18 protein-coding genes are annotated in these 15,673 nt (G+C 70.9%); 1 reads left to right on the top strand and 17 read right to left on the bottom strand.

The features are described 5' to 3' along the window. Positions 1 to 8 precede the first annotated feature (8 nt). The 10 genes from nuoE to DFJ66_RS26175 all read right to left on the bottom strand — a co-directional run bounded on the left by nuoE (position 9) and on the right by DFJ66_RS26175 (position 9,863). Positions 9 to 755: an NADH-quinone oxidoreductase subunit NuoE gene (gene nuoE / locus DFJ66_RS26225; protein WP_121224752.1), complete on the bottom strand. Its 747-nt coding sequence runs from the start codon at positions 753 to 755 to the stop codon at positions 9 to 11. Further along, a complete protein-coding gene (locus tag DFJ66_RS26220; RefSeq protein ID WP_121224750.1) occupies positions 752 to 2,143 on the bottom strand; it encodes an NADH-quinone oxidoreductase subunit D in 1,392 nt (463 codons plus the stop codon). Before DFJ66_RS26220 ends, nuoE begins: the two co-directional genes overlap by 4 nt. Further along, entirely contained in the window at positions 2,140 to 2,883 is a 744-nt protein-coding gene (locus tag DFJ66_RS26215; protein ID WP_121231776.1) for an NADH-quinone oxidoreductase subunit C, read from the bottom strand. Before DFJ66_RS26215 ends, DFJ66_RS26220 begins: the two co-directional genes overlap by 4 nt. 5 nt (positions 2,884 to 2,888) lie before the next feature. Then, positions 2,889 to 3,437, bottom strand: a complete 549-nt coding sequence (locus DFJ66_RS26210) for a NuoB/complex I 20 kDa subunit family protein (RefSeq protein WP_121224748.1) — start codon at positions 3,435 to 3,437, stop codon at positions 2,889 to 2,891. 12 nt (positions 3,438 to 3,449) lie between these two features. Then, positions 3,450 to 3,815: an NADH-quinone oxidoreductase subunit A gene (locus tag DFJ66_RS26205; RefSeq protein ID WP_121224746.1), complete on the bottom strand. Its 366-nt coding sequence runs from the start codon at positions 3,813 to 3,815 to the stop codon at positions 3,450 to 3,452. A gap of 350 nt (positions 3,816 to 4,165) precedes the next feature. After that, positions 4,166 to 5,443: a geranylgeranyl reductase family protein gene (locus tag DFJ66_RS26200; protein WP_121224744.1), complete on the bottom strand. Its 1,278-nt coding sequence runs from the start codon at positions 5,441 to 5,443 to the stop codon at positions 4,166 to 4,168. A 115-nt stretch (positions 5,444 to 5,558) separates the two neighbouring features. Continuing rightward, positions 5,559 to 6,125 (bottom strand): NADPH-dependent F420 reductase, encoded by a 567-nt coding sequence (locus DFJ66_RS26195; protein WP_121224742.1) that lies wholly within the window; start codon positions 6,123 to 6,125, stop codon positions 5,559 to 5,561. Next, on the bottom strand, positions 6,122 to 6,823 hold the full coding sequence (locus DFJ66_RS26190) for a demethylmenaquinone methyltransferase (protein ID WP_121224740.1): 702 nt from the start codon (positions 6,821 to 6,823) through the stop codon (positions 6,122 to 6,124). The genes DFJ66_RS26195 and DFJ66_RS26190 overlap by 4 nt, the downstream gene beginning before the upstream one ends. Before the next feature lie 830 nt (positions 6,824 to 7,653). Continuing rightward, a complete protein-coding gene (locus DFJ66_RS26180; protein WP_121224737.1) occupies positions 7,654 to 8,763 on the bottom strand; it encodes a glycosyltransferase in 1,110 nt (369 codons plus the stop codon). Next, a complete protein-coding gene (locus DFJ66_RS26175) occupies positions 8,760 to 9,863 on the bottom strand; it encodes a glycosyltransferase family 4 protein (protein WP_211351330.1) in 1,104 nt (367 codons plus the stop codon). The genes DFJ66_RS26180 and DFJ66_RS26175 overlap by 4 nt, the downstream gene beginning before the upstream one ends. 155 nt (positions 9,864 to 10,018) lie before the next feature. Here DFJ66_RS26175 and DFJ66_RS26170 point away from each other — a divergent pair, with 155 nt between their 5' ends. After that, the gene (locus DFJ66_RS26170; RefSeq protein WP_121224735.1) at positions 10,019 to 10,843 is read left to right on the top strand and encodes an inositol monophosphatase family protein; all 825 of its coding nucleotides are present in this window, start codon (positions 10,019 to 10,021) and stop codon (positions 10,841 to 10,843) included. 112 nt (positions 10,844 to 10,955) lie between these two features. On the opposite strand, the gene DFJ66_RS26165 is transcribed toward DFJ66_RS26170, so the two are convergent. The 7 genes from DFJ66_RS26165 to DFJ66_RS26135 form a co-directional block, all read right to left on the bottom strand. Next, on the bottom strand, positions 10,956 to 11,483 hold the full coding sequence (locus DFJ66_RS26165) for a hypothetical protein (RefSeq protein ID WP_147459366.1): 528 nt from the start codon (positions 11,481 to 11,483) through the stop codon (positions 10,956 to 10,958). A gap of 78 nt (positions 11,484 to 11,561) precedes the next feature. Next, a complete protein-coding gene (gene paaE / locus DFJ66_RS26160; protein ID WP_121224731.1) occupies positions 11,562 to 12,596 on the bottom strand; it encodes a 1,2-phenylacetyl-CoA epoxidase subunit PaaE in 1,035 nt (344 codons plus the stop codon). Further along, on the bottom strand, positions 12,597 to 13,088 hold the full coding sequence (gene paaD / locus DFJ66_RS26155) for a 1,2-phenylacetyl-CoA epoxidase subunit PaaD (protein WP_121224729.1): 492 nt from the start codon (positions 13,086 to 13,088) through the stop codon (positions 12,597 to 12,599). Next, positions 13,082 to 13,963, bottom strand: coding sequence for a 1,2-phenylacetyl-CoA epoxidase subunit PaaC (gene paaC, locus DFJ66_RS26150; RefSeq protein ID WP_121224727.1), 882 nt, complete (start codon positions 13,961 to 13,963; stop codon positions 13,082 to 13,084). Before paaC ends, paaD begins: the two co-directional genes overlap by 7 nt. Beyond that, positions 13,960 to 14,244: a 1,2-phenylacetyl-CoA epoxidase subunit PaaB gene (paaB, locus tag DFJ66_RS26145; protein WP_121224725.1), complete on the bottom strand. Its 285-nt coding sequence runs from the start codon at positions 14,242 to 14,244 to the stop codon at positions 13,960 to 13,962. The genes paaC and paaB overlap by 4 nt, the downstream gene beginning before the upstream one ends. Then, the gene (paaA, locus tag DFJ66_RS26140) at positions 14,241 to 15,173 is read right to left on the bottom strand and encodes a 1,2-phenylacetyl-CoA epoxidase subunit PaaA (RefSeq protein ID WP_121224722.1); all 933 of its coding nucleotides are present in this window, start codon (positions 15,171 to 15,173) and stop codon (positions 14,241 to 14,243) included. The genes paaB and paaA overlap by 4 nt, the downstream gene beginning before the upstream one ends. 42 nt (positions 15,174 to 15,215) lie before the next feature. Beyond that, entirely contained in the window at positions 15,216 to 15,650 is a 435-nt protein-coding gene (locus DFJ66_RS26135) for a DUF3592 domain-containing protein (protein WP_342776975.1), read from the bottom strand. Positions 15,651 to 15,673: the final 23 nt, after the last annotated feature.

Raw genomic sequence — 15,673 nt, 5'->3', positions numbered from 1 at the left:
GCCTCCCCCTACTTCTTTTCCGGCAGCGGCGGGAACTCCGCGTCGTCCGGCATGGCCGGCGCGGTCCAGCCGCGGTCCGCCGCGAGCGCGGCGCCCCGCACGGTCTCCGGCGCGGCGGACGGACCGTCCAGGTCCGCCTCCCGGCCCTCGAAGAAGCCCGCGAGCTGGAGCTCGGCCTGCCGGAAGTCGGTGAGCGGCGCACCCCGCGTCGGGTGCGGCTTCTCGCCCGCCTGCAACGCCTTGACCAGCTCCAACGCCTTCTCGGGCGTCTGGTTGTCGAAGAACTCGTAGTTCACCTGGAGCACCGGGCCGAGGTCGCACGCGGCGAGGCACTCGGCGTGCTCCAGCGTGATCGAACCCGGCGTGCCCGGCTCGCCCGAGGTCTCCTCGTGGCCCAGCGGCTTGCCGTCGCTGCCCAGGTGCTCGCGCAGCTTCGCGTAGATGGCGTCACCGCCCAGCGCGGCGCACAGGGTGTTGGTGCACACGCTGACCAGGTGCTCGCCGCACGGCCGCCGCTTGTACATGGTGTAGAAGGTCGCGACCGCGCTGACCTCGGCGTGGGTGAGGTCGAGCTGGTCGGCGCAGAACGCGATCCCGTTCTGGCTGACGTACCCCTCCACCGACTGCACCAGGTGCAGCATCGGCAGCAGCGCCGACCGCGCGTACGGGTACCGGGCGATGATCGCCGCCGCCCGGTCCGCCGTGTCCTGGCCGAAGACGTCGGTGTAGTCGACGGGTTCCTGCGTTTGGGTCATCGGTCACAACCACCCATCACCGGGTCGATAGAGGCCACCGACGCGATGACGTCGGCGACCATGCCGCCCTCGCACATCGCGGGCATCGACTGGAGGTTCACGAAGCTGGGTTCGCGCACGTGCACGCGCATCGGCCGGGTGCCGCCGTCGGAGACCAGGTGGTAGCCCAGCTCGCCGCGCGGCGACTCGATCGGCACGTACACCTGGCCCGCCGGCACCTGGAAGCCCTCGGTCACCAGCTTGAAGTGGTGGATCAGGGACTCCATGGACTGGCCCATGATCTTGCGGACGTGCTCCAGCGAGTTGCCCATGCCGTCCGCGCCGATCGTCAGCTGCGCCGGCCACGCGATCTTGGCGTCGTCCACCATGACCGGGCCCGGCTCCAGGCGGTCCACCGCCTGCTTGACGATCTTGAGCGACTCGTGGATCTCCGCCAGGCGCAGCCGGTAGCGGGCGAACGAGTCGGCCTCGGTCGAGGTGGGCACCTCGAACTCGTAGTTCTCGTAGCCGCTGTAGGGCTGGACCTTGCGCAGGTCCCACGGCAGGCCCGCGGAGCGCAGGATCGGGCCGGTGACGCCCAGCGCCAGGCACGCGTCCACCGGCAGGTAGCCGATGCCCGCGAGGCGGTTGCGCCAGATCGGCTGGCCGGTGAGCAGCTTGTCGTAGTCCGGCAGGCGCGAGTCCATGACCTTGATGAACTCGCGGATGCGCTGCGGCGCGTCGACCGGGATGTCCTGCGCCAGGCCGCCGGGGCGGATGTAGGCGTGGTTCATCCGCAGACCGGTCAGGAACTCCAGCAGGTGCAGGACTTCCTCGCGCTCGCGGAAGCCCGCGGTCATGCCGGTGAGCGCGCCCAGCTCCATGCCGCCGGTCGCCAGGGCGACCAGGTGCGAGGAGATCCGGTTGAGCTCCATGAGCATCACCCGGATCGTCTGCGCGCGGGCCGGGGCCTCGACGCCCAGCAGCTTCTCCACCGCGAGGCAGTACGCGGCCTCGTTGTGCAGCGGCGCCAGGTAGTCCATGCGCGTCACGAAGGTGACGCCCTGGGTCCAGTTCCGGTACTCGCAGTTCTTCTCGATGCCGGTGTGCAGGTAGCCGATGACGCTGCGGGCCTGGGTGACGGTCTCGCCCTCCAGCTCCAGCACCAGGCGCAGCACGCCGTGCGTCGACGGGTGCTGCGGGCCCAGGTTCATGACGATGCGCTCGTCGCCCGCCGCCTCGGCCACGACCTCGTCCCAGTCGCCGCCGGTCACCGTGTAGACGGTGCCCTCGGTGGTCTGGCGGGAGGTGGCGTCGTACGGGTCGCGGCTCTGCGCGGCCGGGTCGGACTCGCGGCCCACCTCGGTGGTGTCGGTGCCGGTGGTCACGTCGGAAAGACGTTCGGTCATGAGTAGGACCGCCTCTGGTCTGGCGGGGGGATCTCCGCGCCCTTGTACTCGACGGGGATGCCGCCCAGCGGGTAGTCCTTCCGCTGCGGGTGGCCGTCCCAGTCGTCCGGCATGAGGATCCGGGTCAGGCCCGGGTGGCCGTCGTAGACGATGCCGAACATGTCCCAGGCTTCCCGCTCCTGCCAGTCCGCCGTGGGGTAGACCGACACGACGCTGGGGATGTGGGCGTCGTCCACGTCGACCGCGACCTCCAGCCGGATGCGCCGGCGGTAGGTCATCGACGTCAGGTGGTACACCGAGTGCAGCCGCTGCGGGGCGTCCGGCCCGTAGTCCACGCCGGACACCGAGCTGCACAGCTCGAAGCGCAGCGCCGGGTCGTCGCGCAGGATCCGCGCCACCTCGACCAGGTGCTCCCGGCGCAGGTAGAACGTGATCTCGCCGCGGTCGACGGTGATCTGCTGGATGGTGTCGCCGGGCAGGCCGGCCTCGTGGATCGCGGCGATCAGCTCGTCGGCGACCTCGTCGAACCACCCGCCGAACGGCCGCTCGCTGGGCGCGGCGACGTGGGCGGGCAGCCGCAGGCCGCCGAAGCCGGACGTGTCACCGGACCCCGCGACGCCGAACATGCCCTTGCGGGCCTTGCCCGCGACGATGGGCGCCTTCGGCGCGGCGCCGTTGGTCGCCTCCAAGCCCTCGACGGCGCGCTGCGCGCTGGAGTGCTCGTCCCCTGGCTGCGTCATCTCACTCACTTCTTCGCAAAGCGCTGGGACGACGGGATCAGCTCCGTGCGCTTGCCCTGCTCGGCCAGCAGCGCGGCCCGGTTCTGCCCCAGCGGCTCGTCCATGATCTTCGCGTGGATCTTGAGGATCGCGTCGATCAGCATCTCCGGCCGCGGCGGGCAGCCCGGCAGGTACATGTCGACCGGCACGACGTGGTCCACGCCCTGCACGACCGCGTAGTTGTTGAACATGCCGCCGCTGGACGCGCACACGCCCATCGCCAGCACCCACCGCGGTTCGGGCATCTGGTCGTAGATCTGGCGCAGCACCGGGGCCATCTTGTTGGTCACCCGGCCCGCGACGATCATCAGGTCCGCCTGGCGCGGCGAGGCGCGGAAGACCTCCATGCCGAACCGCGCGAGGTCGTAGCGCGGGCCGCCGGTGGTCATCATCTCGATGGCGCAGCAGGCGAGGCCGAACGTGGCCGGCCAGAGCGAGGACTTGCGGGTCCAGTTGACCAGCTTCTCCACGCTGGCGAGCAGGATGCCGTTCGGGAGCTTCTCTTCCAAGCCCACGGGTCTTCCCCCTCAGTTCCAGTCGAGGCCGCCGCGCCGCCACACGTAGGCGTACGCGAAGCCGACCGTCGCGACGAACAGTGCGATCTCCACCAGGCCGAACAGCCCGAGCCGGTCCGCGGAGACCGCGAAGGGGTAGAGGAACACCATTTCGATGTCGAACAGGATGAACAGCATCGCCGTGAGGTAGTAGGCGACCGGCATGCGGCCACCGCCGACCACGGGCTGGGGTGACGGTTCGATGCCGCACTCGTAGGCGTCGAGCTTCGCCTTGTTGTAGCGGCGGGGCCCGATGTACGGGGCGGCCGTCACGGAGAACAGGGCGAAGGCCGCGGCGAGGGCGAACATCAATACGAGGGGGAGGTAAGGGTCCAGCACTCTCCGTCGTCCTTTCCTCGCGTCGTCGCGGTGGTGGTACGCACCGCCGACCGTTGCGCACCCTAAGGGTGTTGTTGCGGCCTGGCGGAGGTTAGGCGGGCCTAACTTTCCGCAGGTCGCTTGTGAAACACTTCACAAGGCATCTCAGCCGGTTGTGAACTGATTCACAAGACCTGGGGGCCAGTGTAGAACGTCACACAGAGGCGTGAACCCCACCCCCTGGACATGCTCTGACCTGGTCTTACACGGTGCAGATCAACAGCTTTGGGGCCGTGGAGTGAACGGGAGCACACCCAGAACGAAACAGCGCCGACCCGGAGGTCGGCGCTGCGTCGGCTAGCGGGGGCTGATTAGGCCGTTGGGGTGAGCTTTGTGGCGGCCGTAATGAGACGGTCGAAGGAGTCGCCGTCCTTGGGGTCGTAAAGGCCCGCGAGCAGCTTCAGGACCAGTTTCATCAGCGTTTTCCGAGGTAGGCCGTACTTGGTCGCCGTGCGCATGACCGTCGGGTTGCCGATGAGCTTCGAGAAGACGTTGCCGAGGCGGTAGTAGCTGCCCAGCGCCTGCTCGATGCGGACCGGGTAGCCGTGAAGTGCGCGTTCCCGGCTGTAGCCGGTGCGGGCCAGGCCCTGGACCACGGATTCGGCGGCGATGCGGGCCGACTCCATGGCGTAACCGATGCCCTCGCCGTTGAACGGGTTCACCATGCCGCCGGCGTCACCCACCAGGAGCAGCCCGTCGCGGTAGTGCGGCTTGCGGTTGAGGCCCATGGGGAGCGCGGCGCCGCCGATGCGGCTGGTGGCGTTCTCCTCGCGGAAGCCCCACTCCTCCGGGGTGCCGTCGAGCCACGAGCGCAGGAGGGCTCGGTAGTCCGTAGTCCCGTAGGCCTTGGAGGTGCTGAGGATGCCCAGGCCGACGTTCACCGTGCCGTCGCCCATGCCGAAGATCCAGCCGTAGCCGGGGAGCAGGACGTCGTTCTGGCGGTCCCACAGCTCCAGGTGCGACTCGAGGTAGTCGTCCTTCGTGCGCGGGCTCGCGTAGTAGCGGCGGACGGCCACGCCCATCGGCTTGGCGTCGTCCTTCTGGATGCCGACGCTGAGGGCCAAGCGCGCGGACACGCCGTCGCAGGCGATGACGATCGGGGCCCGGTAGGTGACCGGCTGCTTGTCCGGCCCCGCCTTGGCCTCGACGCCGACCACGCGGCCGTTCTCCTGGATGGCTCCGGTGACGGTCGTCTGCTCGTAGAGGCGCGCGCCGGCCTGCTGGGCGGTCTTGGCGAGCATCTCGTCGAAGTCCTGGCGGGGGCGGACCACGCCGTAGGGCGGGAAGGTCGCCAGGTCCGGCCAGTCGAGCTCGAGCGTGACCCCGCCGCCGACCACCCGCAGGCCCCGGTTGTGCAGCCAGCCGGCCTCCTCGCGGGTGTCGATGCCGAGGTCGATGAGCTGCTTCACGCCACGCGGGGTGAGCCCGTCACCGCACACCTTCTCGCGGGGGAACGTGCTCTTCTCCAACAGCAGCACGTCCAGGCCCGCGCGGGCCAGGTAGGTCGCGGCCGTCGACCCGGCGGGTCCCGCGCCGACCACGATCACCTCGGCGTCCTCGCCTGCCCTGCGGCGGCTGGGAGTCGTCATCCCCGCTCCTTGTGCGTCAGTTCACAAAGTCCCGGGCGCGAGTCTACTTATGACTCCCTGAGGCTTTCTCAGTCCTGCTGGGCTCAGTCCTGCTGGGGCTCAGTCCTGCCGGGGCTCAGTCCTGCTGGACGAGGCTGAGCCCGGGGAGCGGCCCACCCGGGTACTGCTGGAGCCGCCCGCCGACTTCCAGCGGGCCGAGGTCGATGGCGGCCCAGCCCGCGGACTCGACCAGTTCCGCGACCAGCTTCGTGGCCTCGGGGTGGTCGCCGGACAGGAAGATCACCGTGCGGGCGTCCCGCTCGAGCCGCTCCGGGCTGAGCGTGTTGAACCCCTTCACCAGGCGCGCGCCCGGGACCTTCTCCGCGACGATCGCGCTGGAGGGCCGGTCCCCGATGTCGGCGAACACGAAGCCCGGGAGGATCGGGTTGCTCGTGTCCACCACGACCTTCCCGCTCCAGTCCCGGTCGCGCGTCACGGCGTCCATGGCGACCCAGGGGACGGCGAGGAACGTGACGTCCCGGTCGTGGATCGCCTCGTCCACCGTCCCCTTGGCCACCCCTTCGAGGTCCGGCAGGGTCTCCGGTCCCCGGCTGTTGGCGATCAGGACGTCGTGCCCGGCCTTGGCGAGCTTCGCGGAGATGGAGGCGCCGATGTTCCCGGCGCCGACGATCCCGACCTTCACCCGTCCACCCGCTGCGGTTTCGTGGCCCGGTGCAGGGCGACCATGCCGAAGGTGAGGTTCATCCAGGCGACGTCCTCCCAGCCGGCCTTCGCGATGATCTCGGCGAGGCTGCGCTGGTCGGGCCACGTGCGCATGGACTCGGCGAGGTACTGGTAGGCGTCGGGGTTGGAGGAGACGAACCGGCCGATGAACGGGAGGATCTTGAGCAGGTAACGCATGTAGACGAACCGGAACGGCCGGAACGTCGGCGTGGACACCTCGCAGATCACCAACCGGCCACCCGGTTTCACCACCCGGGCCATTTCCCGGAGGGCGGCCTCGGTGTCGTTGAAGTTCCGGATGCCGAAGGACACGGTGACGGCGTCGAACACGTCGTCGGCGAAGGGCAGCTTGAGCGCGTCGGCGGCGACCTTGGGCACGTCCCGGTGCTTGCCGCCGAGCAACATGCCGATCGAGAAGTCAGCCGCCACGCACCAGGCGCCGGACGCGGCGTACTCGACGGTGGAGACGGCCGTACCGGCAGCGAGGTCGAGCACCTTCTCCCCGGCCCGAGCGTCCAGAACCCGCCGACTCCACTCCCGCCAGCGCCGGTCGAACCCCAGGGTCATGACGGAGTTCGTGCGGTCGTAGCCCTTGGCCACGCCGTCGAACATCTCGGCGACCTCGCGGGGGTTCTTGTCCAAACCTGCACGCGACATGCCCGAAGCCTAGGTGACGCCTCCCAACCCCCACATCCGCACACCCCCACCCCTCACCCCGGCTCCTCCACGGCAGTTCCCACCGCGCCCTTTGTTGCAGGTTCCTTCTCTCCCCAAAATCCACCCGATATAGCGAATCGTGCGTTCCTCGGGCACTTTCCACTTACCACTCACGTTGCCGCAATGAACAAGGAGGCGCCCCGGCCCAAGGCCCCCAAACACGCCCCCCGCCCACCCCGAACCCACCTCCACCCCCACCACCCGCCGCTCCCAGCTCCCGCCGCTCCCAGCTCCCGCCGCCTCAAGCTCCCAGCCCCCGGCTCGCAGACGCCAGCCCCCAGCCGCCAGCCGCCGTCCCGCAGCCGCCGTCCCGCAGCCGCCGTCCCGCAGCCGCCGTCCCGCAGCCGCCGTCCCGCAGCCGCCGTCCCGCAGCCGCCGTCCCGCAGCCGCCGTCCCGCAGCCGCGGGCCGCACGATCCACACGCCCCAGCGCGGTCGGGCAGCCAGGTAGCAGCCAGGTGGTGCCCGACCTGGGCCGTGCGAACGCCGGCGAGCCGCGTCGGGGCCCGCCGGGCGAGGGCTGTCGGGCGCAGGCGAGGGCTCGCTGGCGGGCAGCGGCAGCCGGGGTGGAGCGGGCGAGGGCCGGCCCGGCGGCGGGCGAGGACCGGCCAGCGGGGATTGGCGCGCGGGGAACGGCGCGCCGGGAACGGCGCGCGAGTGAGCAGCGGCGGGCAGGCAGCGGCGCCCGAGTGAGCAGCGGCGGCGGGCGGGCAGCGGCGGGCGGCGGGCGGCGGGCGGCGGGCGGGGAGTGAGTGACTCAGGGCGAGTGGGTTAGGTGGCTTGTAGGGCGGTGAGCATGCCGTCTACTGCGGTTTGCCAGGGGTATTGCTCGGCTCGGGCCCTTGCTGCTTGGCGGCGGGTTCGTTCCGGGTTGTCCAGGAGGGTGTTCACCGCGCCGGCGAAGGCTGTTGCGTCGTCCGCCACTGCCGCGCCGCAGCCGGGGTGGACGATCTCGCGCAAGGCCGACGACGCTGACACGACCACCGGAGTTCCCGAGGCCAGCGCCTCCAGCGCGGCCAGGCCGAAGGTCTCGTGCGGGCCCGGGGCCAGGGAGATGTCCGCCGTGGCCAAGAGAGTAGCTACCTCGGTGCGCTGGTTCACGAAACCCAGGAAGGTCACCGGGAGACCGGCCGCCCGGCGTTCCAGCGCCTCGCGTCTTGGGCCGTCGCCGGCGATGACCAGGCGGATGCGGTGGCCGGCGGCGTGGAGGGTCGCGGCGGTGTCGACGCTTCGTTCCACGTGCTTTTCCGGCGAAAGCCGGCCGCAGTGGATCAGCAGCGCGTCCGCGCCCTGCGCCAGGTCGCGCTTCAGGGAGCGGTCGTGGCGGGTCGGGGTGAAGGTGTGCAGGTCCACGCCCAGCGGGACGCGGGTCACGTTGCGCGCGCCTATGCGGTCGAATTCCTGGCGGGCGAAATCCGTCGTGCACACGACCGTGTCATAACTGGCCGCCATGCGGGTGTTGGCCCAGTCCGCGCCGGAGCGGGCCAACGCCGGTGGCAGGAGGAACTGTTCCAGCAGGCGGTCCAGGCGTTCGTGGGAGATGACCACGCTGGGTACGCCGTGGGCGGATGCCCACTTGCCCATCCCGCGCAGGGTCAGGCGGTCGGAGACCTCCAGGCGGTCGGGGCGGAGGTGGTCCAGCAGGGTCCGGACGCGCCACGGGTCCACCGCCCGGTAGCCGCCGGTGCCGGGCAGGCGAGGGGCCGGGAGCGTGATGCGGCGGACGTTCGGGGACAGGTGTTCGTCGGCGTGGGCCGGGCCGGGGACGACCAGGACGACCTCGTGACCGGCTGCCGCATACCCCGCGCCCAGGTGGTGCAGTGCCGTGCGCAGGCCGCCCGAGCGCGGGCCGTAGAAGTTGGCCAGCTGCACGATCCTCATGCGGCTTGCCGCTCCGGCCACCCCAGGACGGCGTGGTAGTGGCCCAGGAGTTCGTCGCACACCGCCGACCACGTCCGCCCCCGCACCCACCGGCGGGCGGCGTGGCCGTAGCGCTTGCGGCGCAGCGGGTCGAGGAGGGCCGTCACGGCGGTCCGGAGGTCGTCGTCGCTGGTGAACAGGTACCCGGTGTCGGGCTGGACCAGGTCGCGCGGGCCGCCGGCGTCCGGGGCGACCACGGGCACGCCGCTGGCCAGCGCCTCCTGCACGGCCTGGCAGAACGTCTCGTGCGGACCGGTGTGCACGAAGACGTCCAGCGACGCGTACGCCTCCGCGAGCGCCACACCACTGCGAAAGCCCAGGAAAGCCGCGTCCGGCAGGTCACGGCGCAGCGCCGCCTCCTCGGGTCCCTCGCCGACGACGACCAGCCGGATGCCGGGGACGTCCCGCAAGGCGCGCAAGCGGTCCACCTGCTTCTCCGGGGACAGCCGGCCGACGTAGCCGACGAGCAGCTCGCCGTTCGGGGCCAGCGACCGGCGCAGCGCCTCGTCCCGGCGGTGCGGTGCGAACAGGTCCACGTCCACTCCCCTACCCCACCGGTGGACGCGCGGAACCCCGTGCTCGCGCAACGCCTCCACCGCCCACGTCGACGGCGCGAGGGTGCGGTCGGCCTGGGAGTGCAGGCGGCGGGTCCAGCGCCACGCGGCGCGCGCGGTCAGGCCGAGCCCGTAGTGGCCGGCGAACCCGGCGACGTCGGTCTGGTACACCGCGACCGTCGGCAGGCCCAACCGACGTGCGGCGGACAGGCCGCGGGCACCCATGACGAACGGGCTGGCGAGGTGGACGACGTCGGGGCGGAAGTCGGCGAGCGCGGTGAGGACCTTGCGGGTCGGCACGCCGACGGGCAGGGAGCTGAACCGGGGCAGGTCGACGGCGGGCACCCGGACGACCGGGGTGCCGTGGTGGTGGTCGGCCCCCGCGCCCGGGGCGACCACGAGGGCCGGGTGGCCGTGCGCACGCAGGTGCTCCAGCACGCGCAGGACGGAGTTGGTCACCCCGTTCACCTGCGGGAGGAAGCTCTCGGTGACGATCGCTACACGCACGCCGATCACCTTGAGCTGCCAAGGACACGGTGGCGTGACGGATCGGGGAACGAAGGTCGAAATCCTCGCGTCGCGGTTGACGTTGACCGAAGGATCGTCATCGCTTCACCTGGAGGTCGCGTCGCGGACACCAGGGGCGGTGACACTAGCTCGGCATGACCGTCTTGTCGTCCCGACCCGCGCAGCCCGTCGATCCCGGTCTGGTGTCGATCGCGTTGGAGATAGCGGGACGCCTGGCCAACGACGCGTCGGACGTCATCATGGCGACGGCCGGCCGGGGCGCGCGGCCCGACGACGACGCGTCACCGTTCGACTGGGTGACCGACACGGACCGGACCCTGGAGCGGCACACGCGGCGGGTGCTGACGGCGGAGTTCCCGGACATCCCGGTGTTCTGCGAGGACACCGACGAGGACGTGGCGTCCGACGCCGAGTTCCGCTGGGTGGTGGACCCGGTGGACGGGACGGCGAACTACGTGGCGGGCGTGCCGTGGTGCGCGTACAGCCTGGCCCTGGTGGACCGGTGGGGACCGGTGGTGGGCGTGGTGGCGGACCCGTACCGGGCGCAGATCTACGCCGCCGCGCGCGGCCGGGGGATGCGGGCGAACGGGACGCCGGTGAAGCTGGGCGAGCAGGCGGTCAGCTCGATCGTGTGCACGGAGATGACGCGGACCGGGCCGTGGCCGGGGATGGGCGAGTTCATCTCGCGGGCGGCGATGTCGGGGACGGGCGTGCGGGTCCTGGGGTCGAAGGCGCTCGCGGTGGCGCAGGTGGCGCTGGGTCACGCGGCGGCGGCCGTGCTGCACAGCTACCACGAGTGGGACGTGGCCGGGGCGGTGGCTTTGGCGGTCGAGTCGGGCGCCGCCGTGCTGGACCGGCGCGGCGAGGACGCGCCGCTGCCGGTGGACGGGTTGCTGGTGGCGATGCCGGAGGTGGCCGAGGAGGTCCTCGGCTGGTGGCAGTCTTCTATGACCCGATAGTGTGATCAACATCAGCTCGCCGTCGTGCTAGCATTGGCGTGCCGGTTCCAATAGGAGCCGGAAGTGAACCCGGTTCACCGGTCGGACGGCCGGTTGCCGGGTTTCGCGCTTTCTACGGCACTTCCAGCCGGTGCACCCCGTCGATCAGGCCGAGGACGCGCCGCCGCCACTCGCCGCCGACCCCGTAGCACCAGGCGACGGAATCGCTCAGCCACAGCAGCGGATCCTCCTGCGGCCTGAAGTGCTCGTAGCTGAACTCGTCCGCCTTGCCCACGACAGCGGCCAGGGTGGTGCGGTCACGGCTGTCCTGGTGCTGGCAGCTCTCCAAGGCCAGCCGGGTGACACCGGATTCGAGCAGGTGAGCCGCGATGGCGGTCAGGCAGACGCGGCGGGCGATGACGTCGTTCGAGTGGTCGCAGAGCCAGAGCCGGGCGCGCATGTCGAGGCCGTGCATCAGCGTGACGATCTCGCCTTGCCGCGTCGTGTTCTCCTTCTTGAAGTGCAGGCGCCGTTGGCCGGGCTTCACCTTGGCGCGCAACGCCGAGCGGGCGCGGTCGAGGTTCCGGGATCGCATGGTGACGACGGCGACCAGGTAGGTCGAGCCTCGGCGGGACTCGTCGAGGAAGGCGTGCAGCGACATGGCGACGATCATGCCGTAGCACTAACGTGATACGACATCCGGCCTAATCGTTACCTGGCTGCACTAGTTGCGTCGTGCTTACGCGTCGAAGTCCACCGTCACCGCCGGCGTCACCGGCACGGACTGGCAGGTCAGTACGAAGCCCGCCGCCACCTCCGACTCGTCCAGCGCGTAGTTGCGCCGCATCTCGACCTCGCCCGACACGACCAGCGCCCGGCACGTGCCGCACACCCCGCCCTTGCAGGCGAAAGGCAGGTCGGAGCGCACGCGCTGAGCCGCGTCCAGGATCGGGGTGTCCGGGGGCAGCGGCACGGACGTGGTCCGGCCGTCCAGGATCACCGTGCCCTCGCCCACCGACGACAAGACCTGCTCGGCACGCCGGGGCGGCGGCGGGGGCTCGTCGACGTAGAACAGTTCGTGGTGCACGGAAGAAGCCGGCACGCCCAGGTCGGACAGCACGGCCTCAGCGTCCCGGACCATTCCGTACGGCCCGCACAGCCACCACTGGTCGATGGACTCGAAAGGCACGACCGAACCGAACAAAGCCCGCAGCTTCGAAGCGTCCAACCGGCCGGTGAACAGCTCGACGTCCCGGGGCTCGCGGGACAGCACGTGGATCAGCTGGAACCGGGACGGGTAACGGTCCTTCAGGTCGGCCAGTTCCTCCGCGAACATCACCGTGTCGGCACGGCGGTTCCCGTAGAGCAGAGTCACCCTGGAGCCCGAGGCCAACGTCGTGGCGGCAATGGACAACGCCGGCGTGATGCCCGAACCGGCCACGACCAGGCAGTGGTGGTCCCCGGAAACCGGCGTGAAGTTGCCCTGAGGGGGCAGGACTTCGACCACGTCACCAGGGGTCAGGCGGTCGACCAGCCACGTCGAGAACAAGCCCGTGTCCACCCGGCGCACGCCGATGCGGGGCGCGGAACCCTCCGGGGCGCAGATCGAGTACGACCGGCGTTCGTCGCCCAGGCGCAGGGTCAGGTACTGGCCGGCGCGGAACTCGAAAACAGCACCCAGCTCCGGCGGCACGTCGAAGGTGACGGCCACGGCGTCCTCGCAGAGCCTGTCCACGGACGCCACGGTCAGCTTGTGGAACACCGGCCGGGCCATCTAGATCTCCTTGATGTGCTCGAAGGGCTCGGCGCAGTCCAGGCAGCGCCGCAGCGCCTTGCACGCCGTGGACCCGAACCGGGACAGCTCCTCGGTGCGGGGCGACCCGCAGCGCGGGCACGGGACCCGGTGAGACGGCGGGGTCAGGGTCAGCGGGACCGGGCCGACCGCGCGGGGACCGATGCGGGACGGGGGTGCGATGCCGGCTTCCGCCAGCTTGCGCCGGCCCTCGTCGCTGATCCAGTCCGTGGTCCACGCGGGCGACAACGACGTCCGGACCTCGACCTCCGCGTACCCGGCCGCGCGCAGCGACCGCTTGAGGTCCGCGCCCATCTCCTCGACCGCCGGGCACCCGGAGTAGGTGGGCGTGATGGTCACCAGGACCCGCCCGTCCTCCTCCTCGACCGACCGCAGCACGCCCAGGTCGGCCAGTGTCAGCACGGGCAGCTCCGGGTCCCGGACCGCCGACGCCACGTCCAGCGCGGTCACCACGTCGCCCCCGGCAGGGACCGGTGCAGGTGCTGCATCTCCGCCAGCAGGTAGCCCATGGCCTCGGTGTGCACGCCGTCGCGCCCGGCCCGGCCGTTGACGCGCGCGGCAGGTACGGAAGCCGGCCTGTCCAACCCCGCCGCCGCCAGCACGGTGTCGATCACCGAGTCGACCTCGGCCCGGTACGCGGCGGGGTCCAGCCCCAACCGCTGCTCCACGGGGTGCGCGGTGAACAGCTCCTCCACGAACGGCCACACCCGCTCCAGCCCGGCCTGCATGCGCCGATGCGACTCCTCGGTCCCGTCGCCCAGCCGCACCACCCACTGCGCCGCGTGGTCGCGGTGGTAGGCCAGCTCCTTCAGCCCCTTCGCGGCCACGGCGGCCACCACGGGGTCGGCAAAGCCCACGAGCGCCGAGTACTGCGCGATCTTCCACGACGAGAACACCAGCAGCCGCGCCATCGTCGTGGCGAAGTCGCCGCCCGCGAACGGCCCGCACTCGATCTCGGCGAGGTGGACGTTGCGGAAGTCCCGCTCGTCGCGCAGGTACGCCAGCGCGTCCTCGTCCCGCCCCCGCCCCTCGACTTCGCCGGCGCGGGTGAGCAGCAGGCGGGCCTGGCCGAGCAGGTCGAGCGCGATGTTGGCCAGCGCCACGTCCTCTTCGAGCTCGGGCGCGCGGGAGCACCACTCGGCGAGTCGCTGGGACAGCACCAGGGCGTCGTCGCCGAGCATCAGGCAGTAGGCGAACAGGTCGGCAGTGTCCACACCAGCCGGGACCGCCCGATCGACACCGGGCAGGGCCTCCGAGAACCCGGTCCCGAACGCCCAGTGTGTGTCCTCGTGGTCGATGAGCGACTCGTACGCGTTGTCGAAGCTCATAGGTGCGGCACGTCCTCGGGGATCGAGTAGAACGTCGGGTGCCGGTACACCTTGTCGCCGCTGGGCGCGAAGAACGGGTCCTTCTCGTCCGGCGAGGACGCCGTGATGGCGGCGGCCGGCACGACCCAGATGGACACGCCCTCGTTGCGCCGCGTGTAGACGTCACGGGCGTTGCGCAGCGCCATCTCCGCGTCCGGCGCGTGCAGGGACCCCACGTGCACGTGGTTGAGCCCGCGCTTGCCCCGCACGAACACCTCCCACAGCGGCCACGACGAACTCATGCCACACCCTCCTGACGTGCGCGACGAGAGGCGTGCGCAGCGGCGGCGGCGCGCACCCACTCCCCGTCTTCGTGCGCCTTGCGCCGGTGCGCGATGCGCTGCGCGTTGGTCGGTCCGTTGCCGCCCACGACCTGCCAGAACTCGTCCCAGTCGGGCTGGCCGAAGTCGTAGTGCCCGCGCTCTTCGTTCCACTTCAAGTCCGGGTCGGGCAGGGTCACGCCGAGCTTCTCCGCCTGCGGCACGGTCATGTCCACGAACTTCTGCCGCAGCTCGTCGTTGGTGTTGCGCTTGATGCGCCACTTCATCGACTGCTCGGTGTTGGAGCTCTCCGAGTCCGGCGGGCCGAACATCATCAGCGACGGCCACCAGAACCGGTTCACCGACTCCTGCACCATCGCGCGCTGGGCGTCCGTGCCGCTCATCATGGTCATCAGCAGCTCGTAGCCCTGCCGCTGGTGGAAGGACTCCTCCTTGCAGATGCGGATCATGGCGCGCGCGTACGGGCCGTAGGAGGTGCGGCACAGCGGCACCTGGTTGCAGATTGCCGCGCCGTCCACGAGCCAGCCGATGGTGCCGACGTCGGCGTAGGACAGCGTGGGGTAGTTGAAGATCGACGAGTACTTCTGGCGGCCGTTGATCAGGTTCTCGGTCAGCTCGCCGCGGTCCGCGCCGAGCGTCTCGGTGGCCGCGTACAGGTAGAGCCCGTGGCCCGCCTCGTCCTGGACCTTGGCCAGCAGGATCGCCTTGCGGCGCAGCGAGGGCGCGCGGCTGATCCAGTTGCCCTCGGGCTGCATGCCGATGATCTCGGAGTGCGCGTGCTGCGCGATCTGCCGGATCAGGGTCTTGCGGTAGCCGTCGGGCATCCAGTCCCGCGGCTCGACGCGCTGCTCACCGCTGACGGCGCGCTCGAACTCCGCCTCCAGGTCCATGCGACCGATGTTACACCTGGAGACGGATTTCGGGAACAAGTGTCACAAGCGGCGGCGCACCCACCAGAACAGCGGCAGCAGGACGGCCCACACGCCGAGCAGGAACGTCGAGATGGGCAGGATCGCCAGGGTCCAGGTGCGCTCGGCCACCCGCGCGACCTCGGGGTCGGCGGTGTCGTACTCGATGCGGACCAACTGCCCCGGCTCCAGCCCGTCCGGGTACAGCACGCCCTGCGAGGGGCTGTAGACCTTGCCGTCCGGGGTCGCGAACCGCACCACCGTGCGCTGGAACGAGACCGACACCACCTCGGCGGTCGCCTTGCCCAGGCGCTTCTCGATGGCCAGGTCGTCGCGCACGCACGCGCCCAGCAGGGTCAGGCCGATCAGCGTCACCAGTCCGCCCAGGACCAGCAGTGCCCGACCCACCAGCAGCTTCACCTTCCGCCGACGACCGGTCCGCACTGCGTTGTCCACCACAACTGAGGAGTCTAGGGCTGGCC

The organism is Saccharothrix variisporea (assembly GCF_003634995.1).
In the GTDB taxonomy this organism is placed as follows: Bacteria; Actinomycetota; Actinomycetes; order Mycobacteriales; family Pseudonocardiaceae; genus Actinosynnema; species Actinosynnema variisporeum.
Note: the sequence above shows the minus strand (reverse complement) of the source record. Positions and strands in the feature narration are given on the sequence as shown.

Bases quoted from the DNA above. Each gene is read 5' to 3' on its own strand.
- nuoE (WP_121224752.1), bottom strand. From the start codon at position 755: ATGACCCAAACGCAGGAACCCGTCGACTACACCGACGTCTTCGGCCAG.
- DFJ66_RS26220 (WP_121224750.1), bottom strand. From the start codon at position 2,143: ATGACCGAACGTCTTTCCGACGTGACCACCGGCACCGACACCACCGAG.
- DFJ66_RS26215 (WP_121231776.1), bottom strand. From the start codon at position 2,883: ATGACGCAGCCAGGGGACGAGCACTCCAGCGCGCAGCGCGCCGTCGAG.
- DFJ66_RS26200 (WP_121224744.1), bottom strand. From the start codon at position 5,443: ATGACGACTCCCAGCCGCCGCAGGGCAGGCGAGGACGCCGAGGTGATC.
- DFJ66_RS26190 (WP_121224740.1), bottom strand. From the start codon at position 6,823: ATGTCGCGTGCAGGTTTGGACAAGAACCCCCGCGAGGTCGCCGAGATG.
- DFJ66_RS26180 (WP_121224737.1), bottom strand. From the start codon at position 8,763: ATGAGGATCGTGCAGCTGGCCAACTTCTACGGCCCGCGCTCGGGCGGC.
- DFJ66_RS26170 (WP_121224735.1), top strand. From the start codon at position 10,019: ATGACCGTCTTGTCGTCCCGACCCGCGCAGCCCGTCGATCCCGGTCTG.
- DFJ66_RS26165 (WP_147459366.1), bottom strand. From the start codon at position 11,483: ATGTCGCTGCACGCCTTCCTCGACGAGTCCCGCCGAGGCTCGACCTAC.
- paaE (WP_121224731.1), bottom strand. From the start codon at position 12,596: ATGGCCCGGCCGGTGTTCCACAAGCTGACCGTGGCGTCCGTGGACAGG.
- paaC (WP_121224727.1), bottom strand. From the start codon at position 13,963: ATGAGCTTCGACAACGCGTACGAGTCGCTCATCGACCACGAGGACACA.
- paaB (WP_121224725.1), bottom strand. From the start codon at position 14,244: ATGAGTTCGTCGTGGCCGCTGTGGGAGGTGTTCGTGCGGGGCAAGCGC.
- paaA (WP_121224722.1), bottom strand. From the start codon at position 15,173: ATGGACCTGGAGGCGGAGTTCGAGCGCGCCGTCAGCGGTGAGCAGCGC.